This is a genomic window from Agrobacterium sp. 22-221-1, assembly GCF_053522445.1.
On record NZ_JBNWCL010000006.1, the window covers coordinates 317,341 to 326,526 of the forward strand.

A 9,186-nucleotide genomic window follows, 5' to 3' on the forward strand; every position below is an offset into this window, starting at 1 on the left:
ACCGACAGCGGGCGGCACACCCCGCCCGTCATACCGGCCTTGAGCCGGTATCCAGCCAGCCCAAGTCCTTGGGCTGAAAAGAGTTGTCCCCGCCGCGCGGACGCGCGTCGGCTGGCCCCCGGCTCAAGGCCGGGGTGACGAGACGGCAAGAACCAACGAACGACTGACCAAAAAGGAACACCACCATGACCTCACTTCTGCGCAAGCCGGTCGCGACCAGCGGCAAGGTGCACGATATCACGCCCCAAAGCGCGGATTGGGGTTATGTCGGTTTCGGCCTCTACCGCCTGAAGCCGGGCGAAACGGCGGCGGAAAACACCGGCGATACGGAAGTCATCCTCGTGCTGGTCGAAGGCAAGGCGACGATCTCCGCAGGCGGTAAGGACTTCGGTGAACTCGGCGACCGCATGAATGTGTTCGAACGCAAGCCGCCGCATTGCGTCTACGTGCCCGCAGGCTCCGAATGGTCGCTTACCGCCACGACCGACTGCACTGTCGGCGTCTGCACCGCACCCGGCGAAAAAGGCAGCCGCGAGGCGCAGCAGATCGGCCCGAACGGCGTGCAATTGACCGAGCGCGGCAAGGGCGCCAATACGCGTTACATCTTCCCCATCGCCATGGAAGAGCGCGATGTGGCCGACAGCCTGCTGGTAACGGAAGTCTTCACGCCATCCGGCAACTGGTCGTCCTATCCGCCGCACCGGCATGATGAGGATAACTATCCCGATATGACCTATCTGGAGGAGACCTATTATCATCGCCTCAACCCGGCGCAGGGTTTCGGTTTCCAGCGCGTCTTTACCGAAGACGGTTCGCTGGATGAGACCATGGCGGTGGCCGATGGCGATGTCGTGCTGGTGCCCAAGGGCCACCACCCCTGCGGCGCGCCCTATGGTTATGAGATGTATTATCTGAACGTGATGGCGGGGCCGATGCGCAAATGGCGGTTCAAGAACCATCCGGATCATGACTGGATTTTCAAACGGGATAATCCTTAAGCCGCCAACGTACACAGCGCACGCCTCATCCCTGTGCTTGTCACAGGGATCCAGCCAGCCCAAGTCTTTGGGCTGAAAGGACTCTTCCCGCCACGCAGACGCGTGTCGGCTGGATTCCTGTGACAAGCACAGGAATGAGGAGAGGAAAACGCAAGCCATTTGAATCTAAACTCTCAGGAGGAGAATACCATGGCCGCTCTTGGCGTGGGCCTAATCGGCACCGGTTACATGGGCAAATGCCACGCGCTGGCGTGGAACAATGTCACCAGCGTCTTCGGCGATGTGGAGCGCCCGCGCCTCGTGACGCTCGCGGAAGTCAATCCCGAGCTTGCCTCTAAGAAAGCCGCCGAGTTCGGTTTTGCCCGCTCGACAGGCAACTGGCGCGACCTGCTATCCGATCCCGAGATCGACGTCATCTCGGTCACCACGCCGAACGCCTTCCATCCGGAAATGGCGATTGCCGCCCTTGAGGCCGGCAAACATGTCTGGTGTGAAAAGCCGATGGCGCCTGCCTTTACTGACGCGGTGAAGATGCGCGATGCGGCCCGCCGTTCCGGCAAGGCAGCGGCGATGGGCTACAACTACATCCAGAACCCCGTCATCCGCCATATCCGCCGCCTGATCGACGAAGGCGCCATCGGCAGGGTCTATCACGTCCGCGCCGAAATGGACGAGGACTTCATGGCCGATGCCACCCAGCCCTTCTACTGGAAGAGCGAAGCTTCCTCCGGTTATGGCGCGCTGGACGATTTCGCCGTGCACCCGCTGTCGCTGCTCTTCGCCCTCTTCGGTCATGTCGAAAGCGCCATCACCGATATGGTGAAGCCTTATGAGACCCGACCGCTTGCCGGCGGTGGCGACCGCGCCGTCGAGACACATGACCTCGCCAGCGTGCTGCTGAAGCTCGAAGGCGGCATTTCCGCCGTGCTCATCGCCAACCGCTCCGCATGGGGCCGCAAGGGCCGTATCGCCATCCAGATTTACGGCTCCACCGGCTCGATCCTGTTCGATCAGGAGCGGATGAACGAGTTCCAGCTTTACACCACGGATGGACGCCCGGAGGAGCAGGGTTTCAGAACAGTCCTCACCGCACCGCACCACAAGCCCTATGATCGCTTCATCCCCGCCCCCGGCCACGGCCTCGGCTTCAACGATCTGAAGGTTATCGAATGCCGGGAGCTTATCGCCGCCATCGAAGGCAAGAAGGCCCATATCATCGATTTCGAGGAAGGGCTGAAGATCGAGCGCAGCATCCACGCCATGGCCCGGTCGTTTGCCGAAGGGCGATGGGTGGGAAGCGCGGAGATTGCAGAATAGAACGCCCACAAAGGGCGAAAACGTCTCCTCTGCCATGCCGGACTTGATCCGGCATCCAGCCACGGCGCGTCTGCGCCGTGGAAGAGTCTTTTATGATCAAAGACTTGATCATGCTGGACCCCGGATCAAGTCCGGGGTGACGGTGTGTGGAGGTTCCGGCCTCACCCCTTGACCGGCGTTTCCGGCACCGGCGTCAGCACTTTGCCGTCCCTGAACCAGCCGAGAATATTGTCGGCCACCAGATCGGCCATGGCGTTGCGCGTCGGAACCGAGGCGGAGGCGACATGCGGCAGCAGGGAGACATTCGGCAGCGACAGGAAGGCTTCCGGCACTTTCGGCTCGGCATAAAACACATCGAGACCGGCAGCACCCACAGTACCGCTCTTAAGCGCCTGCAAAAGCGCATCTTCATCGACGCTGGAACCGCGCCCGACATTGATGAACACGCCCTCAGGCCCCAGCGCTGTCAGGATTTCGGCGTTGATCGCCTTATGCGTTTCCGGCGTGCCGGGCACGATGCAGATCAATATATCGATCGCTTCCGCCATCTCCTTCAGCGAGCCGTAATAGGTGTAAGGGAGGCCATCCCGCTTGCTGCGGGTGTGGTATCCGATCTCCACCTTGAAAGGCTCCAGCCGCTTGGCGATTTCCTGCCCGATGCGGCCCATGCCAAAGAGACCGACCTTGCGGCCGCGCAGCGAAAACGGCGACAGCGCGAACGGACCTTCGCCAACCCATTTGCCATCGCGCAACCAGGTCTCCGCCTGATAAAGACGGCGCACGGTGTTGATCAAAAGCGCAATCGTCGTATCGGCCACCTCGTCGTTCAGCACGTCAGGCGTATTCGTCACCACGATGTTGCGCGTGGCGGCATGTTTGGCGTCGACGCCATCATAACCCACGCCGAAATTGGCGATGATCTCAAGCTTCGGCAGCGCATCGATCCATTTGGCGTTGACGACGCCGGAAACGGCAATGGCGTTAACACGCTCGGCCGCGCCCGCCGGCAGAACCGGCTCGGCACCGGCAGGCACAGTCACGATCTCGACCTTGCCTTCGAGGCGTTCGAGAACGCGCGGGTTTATCTTGCCGGGAACGAGAACGACGACCTTTTTGTCAGACATGAGCGGGTATTCCTCCTGATAACATTCCGATAGCCGGAGCAGGTTTCAGGCGAACCTTTCGCCATCCCGCTCCTCTGGGCGGCGATCTTTTCAAACAACGGCGGCCGTGAAAAGGGCAATAAGGGGATGCTATGGGGGCAGACGGAAGTTTCATGCCGATTTTTTTAAGCGCCCTCACCGTCATGCCGGACTTGATCCGGCATCCAGCCAGCCCAAGTCCTTGGGCTGAGAAGGTCTTTTTCACCGCGTAGACACGCGGTGGCTGGATTCCGGCTCAAGGCCGGAATGACGGAAGAAGGAAACATCGCAAACAACCAGGAACAGGCAGCCTGCCGCATCCATGCTCCCGGGCGATATACTCAAACCCGCGGCCGCACCGGCCCGGTCGATTGCCGGATGCGCATTTCCGGCTTGATGAGGTGAATGCCGTCAGGCTCGTGGCTGCCCGCCAGTCTGTCCAGCAGTGCGCGGGCCGCCAAGCGCCCCACCTCGGCCTGACCGTTGGAAACGGTGGTCAGCGCCGGCGTAGCGATCGCCGCCTCTTCCAGATCGTCGTAGCCGGTGACGGAAATATCGACGCCCGGCACCAGACCGGCGCGGGAAATGCCGTTCATGAGACCGATGGCGACGAGATCGTTCCAGCAGACGGCGGCGGTCGGCTTCTGTGGCAGGGAGAGGAAATGCACCGCCGCCTCGAAACCGCCCTGCTTGGAGCGGGGGCCCGGAATGCGCAGGTTCGGATCGACCTCGATACCGGCCTTGCGCAGCGCATTGACGTAACCCTGGTAACGGTCACGGCCGGTCGAGGTCTGGTCCGTGCCGCCAACCATGGCGATGGTGCGGTGGCCGAGGCTGATCAGGTGGTTGGTGGCGAGCGAAATGCCATAGCTGTCGTCGCCGCGATAGGTCGGCATGTCGACGCCATCCATCGAACGGGCCACCAGAATGGCGGGCATGCCGTTTTCTTCGGCCAGCGTCATATCCTCTATCGGCGTGCCGATGGCCGGCGACATGATGATGCCATCCGAACCCAGCTGCAGCAGCGTTTCGATGAAGGTGCGCTGTTTTTCCACCGAGTCATAATGGTTGGAGAGAATGAAGGTCTGGCGGCTGCGGTCCAGCTCGCTTTCGATGGCTTTCAGAATTTCCCCGTAGAAGGGGTTCATCACATCATGGAACACCACGCCGACAATGCCGGAACGCGAGGTGCGCAGGCTGGCGGCGCGGCGGTTATAGATATAACCGAGCGCCCGCGCCTGTTCCTTGATCTTGTCCCGTGTATCGGAAGCGACCAGCGGGCTGTCGCGCAATGCAAGAGAAATGGTGGCGGTCGAAAGACCGAGGCTTTCGGCAATCGTGGACAGTTTGACCTTTTGGGCCACGGCATTCCTCCCCAAACGCGTGTCAATGACGGATGGCTCCGTTTAAATTGCAATTAAACAATTTAAACAAAATCCGCAACCCGTTTAAGGAATACCCACAAAACAGATGGTTCTTTTAAAAATTTCAGCAAAAATTATTGGAGATTGGCGTCTATCGCCTTCAAGAGTTTAACGATGTTGCGCACATCCTTGGCCGAAAGCCCCTCTACGGCTCTTGCGCCGCAATTGGCGATGGAAACATTGATGTGTTCGACGCTTTTCAAACCCGCTTCCGTCAGCTTCACCAGCGTCACGCGGCCATCCTCGTCGTCGCCGCTGCGTTCCACGAAGCCCTGGGCTTCCATGCGGCCGATGGTGCGCGTCATGGTCGGCGCCTTGACGCCAAGTTTCTGGGCGATCTGCCCCGGCGTCAGGCTGCCTTCCTGCGCCAGCGCCAGAATAACGCCGTCTTGGCCCGCATAAAGCCCGCTTTCGGCAAGGCTGTGGCTCAGCGCCGTGCGCATGGAACGGGCCGCCTGGGTGATGGATTGCGCCAGTTCCTCGGGGTTGAAATTCTCATCCCGTTTTTTGGCGTCCTTTACCTTCTTGCCGCCCTTTTCCTTCTTGGCGCTTTTGTCCTTATGCCCGGTTTTGTCCTTGCTCATATGCGAGTGCCTTTTACCCTGTGGCGGAACCGATATATGTTGCTGGAAATCCTTAACGAATGCACGCGCGGACTGCCATATGCCAAACTCATACACGCATTATCACGACGAAAACGTAACAGACCCGCATCTTCGCGCAACAGCTGCAATTTCCGTGCTGCCGCTCGGCGCGCATGAACAGCATGGGCCGCACCTGCCGTTCGAGACCGATACGCTGATTGCCGAAGGCATCGCCGCCCGTCTCGCCGCCGCCCTGCCCGCCCACCTGCCAGTCTCCTTCCTGCCGGCGGAGCCGGTCGGATATTCCATCGAACACATGAATGTGCCGGGCACGAAGACCCTGCGTTACGATGAGGCCATCGAGCGCTGGCTCGGCATCGCTGAAGCGGAATATAAAAAGGGCGTGCGCAAATTCTTGATGCTGAACGCCCACGGCGGCAATTCACCGCTGATGACCATCGTCGCCACCGAGGCCCGCGCCCGTTTCGGCATGCTGGCGGTCGCGACAAGCTGGACCCGTTTCGGCGTACCGGCGGATATCGTGAAGCCGGAAGACAAGGCGGTCGACATCCATGGCGGCGATATCGAAACATCGGTCATGCTGGCGCTTCATCCCGAACGGGTCGCGATGCAGAAGGCCGCGAACTTTCCCTCCCGCCAGAGCGATTTCACCAGCCGCTTCAAACACCTGCGCGCCTATGGCCCGCATGCCTTCGGCTGGCTGATGAGCGATCTGAACCCCGATGGCGTTGCCGGAAACGCCGCCGCTGCCACCGCGCAAAAGGGCGAAAGGCTGATTTCCCACGCCGTAAAAGGCCTTATCGAACTGCTTGAAGATATCCACGCTTTTGACATAACGTTATTTCATAACAAAATTTGAGTGCCATGGCCGAATTCGGCCAAAATCTCTTTGAACTGCCAGGACGTCGCGCCTATATGGACGACGACACATCTTCCTGAGGCCTGACGGCCTCTCTCCACGCGGGGTTTTCCATGACCGAAACAGCTATAGCCAAGCCCATTCCAGTCACCGTCCTGACGGGATATCTCGGCGCCGGCAAAACGACGCTTCTCAACCGCATTCTCTCCGAGAACCACGGCAAGAAATACGCTGTCATCGTCAATGAATTCGGCGAGATCGGCATCGACAACGATCTGATCGTCGAGTCCGATGAAGAAATCTACGAAATGAACAATGGCTGCGTATGCTGCACGGTGCGCGGCGACCTGATCCGCGTCGTGGAAGGCCTGATGCGCCGCCCCGGCCGTTTCGACGGCATCATCGTCGAGACGACAGGTCTTGCCGATCCGGTTCCCGTCGCCCAGACCTTCTTCATGGATGACGACGTGCGCGCCAAGACCGAGCTTGACGCCGTCGTTGCCCTCGTTGACGCCAAGCACCTGCCGCTGCGCCTGAAGGACAGCCGCGAGGCCGAAGACCAGATCGCCTTTGCCGATGTCGTCGTCGTCAACAAGACCGATCTTGTTTCGCCAGAGGAAGTGGCCCGCATCGAGGATATCGTGCGCGCCATCAACCCTTCCGCGCGCATCTACAAGACCACCCGTTCCGGTGTCGATCTTGCCCGGGTTCTCGATCAGGGCGCCTTCAATCTGGAACGCGCGCTGGAAAACGATCCGCATTTCCTCGAGCACGGCCATGACGACCACATCTGCGGCCCCGATTGCGACCACAATCACGATCACGGCCACCATCATCACGACCATGACCACGATCACGGGCATCATCACCACGATCACGACCATGGGCATGACCATGGCCACGATCATCACCACCATGGCGCGGTTTCGCCGATCCATGACGTGACGGTGCAGTCGGTCTCGCTGCGCGGCGGCGAGATGAACCCCGAGCGGTTCTTCCCGTGGATCCAGAAGGTCACCCAGACCGACGGCCCGAACATTCTGCGCCTCAAGGGCATCATCGCCTTCAAGGGCGATGCGGAACGTTACGTGGTGCAGGGCGTGCACATGATCATCGAGGGCGACCACCAGCGCCCGTGGAAGGAAGACGAAAAACGCGAAAGTCGCCTAGTCTTCATCGGCCGCGAACTGGATCGTGAAAAGCTGGAAAAGAGCTTCAACGCCTGCCTCGCGACGGCCTGATCCTTATCCCTCCGTCACCCCGGCTCTAAGCCGGGGTACGGCTGCGTCCGTCATCCACCCGACGCGCGTTCTTCGACACCGTACACGGCAGTTGAAAATCATTGACACTCCGGCGTTCCGGGCTCACCCCCCTCTGTCCTGCCGGACATCTCCCCCTCAAGGGGGGAGATCGGCAAGAGGCTTTCTCGCCGCTTCATTCTCGACCGTCGAGAGGTGCGAAACCTTGCCACGGAACGATCTCCCCCCTTGAGGGGGAGATGTCCGGCAGGACAGAGGGGGGTGAGCCCGGAGCGCGGGAGTGTCAGTGATTTTCAACTGCCGTGTAGGGTGGTTCCTCGACGACAAAGCGCTCTATCTCCTTGATTTCACGAATCGTCCTAACGTAAAAGCGGTTCCGCTTTTGCCGGAAATGCTTTAGAACCATGCCTGCCGCCGGGGTCGACATCGTCGCCCCATCCGACACAGATACGAAAGACCGATGCCCCATGCCGACTGTTGCCCCGCTTGATATCGAAGGCCACGTGGTCTCGACCCATTTTCTCGGCGACATTCCCCTGTTTGCCACCGCCGCCGGCACCATTCACCGGCTGGATGGCGGCGAGAAGGTGACTGAGGCACATGACGGGCTTCTGACCTGCGTGCGCGACCCCTATAGCGCCACCCTGCTTTCCGGTGGCGAGGACGGGCGCGTGCTGCGTATCGGCCATGACGGCAGCATCGGCGAAATCGCCAATGTGCCGCGCAAATGGGTGGGCGTCGTTGCCGGCGGGCCGCAGAAGGCTGTCGCTTATGGTGTCGGCAAGTCCAGTTTCGTCCGGCTGTCGGACGGCACGGTCAAGGAATTCAAGGAAGAGCGCACGGTGGAGGCCATCGCCTTCGCGCCCAAGGGCCTGCGCATTGCGGTGGCCCGTTATAACGGTGTGACGCTGCACTGGGTGGCAACCGCCGGCGATCCCGTCGATCTGGAATGGAAGGGCGCCCATACCGGCGTCACCTTCTCGCCCGATGGCAAGTTCCTCGTCACCACCATGCAGGAAAACGCCCTGCACGGCTGGAAGATGGAAGCCACCAAGGGCGGCATGGAAGCCCGCCACATGCGCATGACGGGTTATCCCGCCAAGGTCAAATCCGTCTCCTGGTCGGCAAAGGGCAAATGGCTTGCCTCTTCCGGCGCCCCGGCCGCCATCGTCTGGCCGTTCGCCGGCAAGGACGGCCCGATGGGCAAGGCCCCGGAAGAACTCGGCAGCCGCGCCAACATCATGGTCACCAATGTCGCCTTCCATCCGGTGGAAGATGTGCTCGCCATCGGCTTCATCGACGGCATGATCCTCGGCGTACGCCTTGCCGACGGCAAGGAGGCCCTGCTGCGCCGCCCCGGCAAGGGCGCCATCACCGGCATGGACTGGAGCGCCACCGGCAAGCTGCTCGCCTTTGCTTCGGAAGCCGGGGATTGCGGGATCATCGATATTTCGGCTTGAGGGATGGTCGGTCGCGTGGCGAGCTAGCACTACTTTGGCAGATTAACCGACGGTTAATGATAATCGGCCATCTTTGGCCCCTCAAAAAGGGGTGCGGTGGATGGTGGAGCAGAATATTGCAC

8 protein-coding genes are annotated in these 9,186 nt (G+C 60.7%); 5 read left to right on the top strand and 3 right to left on the bottom strand.

Annotated elements, in window-relative coordinates; genetic code table 11:
• Window positions 1-185 precede the first annotated feature (185 nt).
• Both iolB and ACQZ5N_RS12230 read left to right on the top strand, forming a co-directional pair.
• Entirely contained in the window at window positions 186-998 is an 813-nt protein-coding gene (gene iolB / locus ACQZ5N_RS12225; RefSeq protein ID WP_448733030.1) for a 5-deoxy-glucuronate isomerase, read from the top strand.
• Between the two features lie 189 nt (window positions 999-1,187).
• Window positions 1,188-2,315 (top strand): Gfo/Idh/MocA family protein, encoded by a 1,128-nt coding sequence (locus ACQZ5N_RS12230; RefSeq protein ID WP_448733031.1) that lies wholly within the window; start codon window positions 1,188-1,190, stop codon window positions 2,313-2,315.
• A 161-nt stretch (window positions 2,316-2,476) separates the two neighbouring features.
• Here the strand turns inward: ACQZ5N_RS12230 and ACQZ5N_RS12235 are convergent, their stop codons facing one another.
• From ACQZ5N_RS12235 to ACQZ5N_RS12245, 3 genes are all read right to left on the bottom strand, one after another.
• Complete coding sequence (locus ACQZ5N_RS12235; protein WP_448733032.1) at window positions 2,477-3,439, bottom strand: 2-hydroxyacid dehydrogenase; 963 nt, start codon at window positions 3,437-3,439, stop codon at window positions 2,477-2,479.
• A 359-nt stretch (window positions 3,440-3,798) separates the two neighbouring features.
• Window positions 3,799-4,821 (bottom strand): LacI family DNA-binding transcriptional regulator, encoded by a 1,023-nt coding sequence (locus ACQZ5N_RS12240; protein ID WP_004433466.1) that lies wholly within the window; start codon window positions 4,819-4,821, stop codon window positions 3,799-3,801.
• Window positions 4,822-4,955: 134 nt separating this feature from the next.
• On the bottom strand, window positions 4,956-5,465 hold the full coding sequence (locus ACQZ5N_RS12245) for a MarR family winged helix-turn-helix transcriptional regulator (protein ID WP_035263256.1): 510 nt from the start codon (window positions 5,463-5,465) through the stop codon (window positions 4,956-4,958).
• Between the two features lie 79 nt (window positions 5,466-5,544).
• On the opposite strand from ACQZ5N_RS12245, the gene ACQZ5N_RS12250 reads away from it, so the two are divergent.
• The 3 genes from ACQZ5N_RS12250 to ACQZ5N_RS12260 all read left to right on the top strand — a co-directional run bounded on the left by ACQZ5N_RS12250 (window position 5,545) and on the right by ACQZ5N_RS12260 (window position 9,064).
• Window positions 5,545-6,345, top strand: a complete 801-nt coding sequence (locus ACQZ5N_RS12250; RefSeq protein ID WP_448733033.1) for a creatininase family protein — start codon at window positions 5,545-5,547, stop codon at window positions 6,343-6,345.
• 113 nt (window positions 6,346-6,458) lie between these two features.
• Window positions 6,459-7,586 (top strand): CobW family GTP-binding protein, encoded by a 1,128-nt coding sequence (locus ACQZ5N_RS12255; RefSeq protein ID WP_448733034.1) that lies wholly within the window; start codon window positions 6,459-6,461, stop codon window positions 7,584-7,586.
• A gap of 485 nt (window positions 7,587-8,071) precedes the next feature.
• Complete coding sequence (locus ACQZ5N_RS12260) at window positions 8,072-9,064, top strand: WD40 repeat domain-containing protein (protein WP_004433450.1); 993 nt, start codon at window positions 8,072-8,074, stop codon at window positions 9,062-9,064.
• Window positions 9,065-9,186 lie beyond the last annotated feature (122 nt).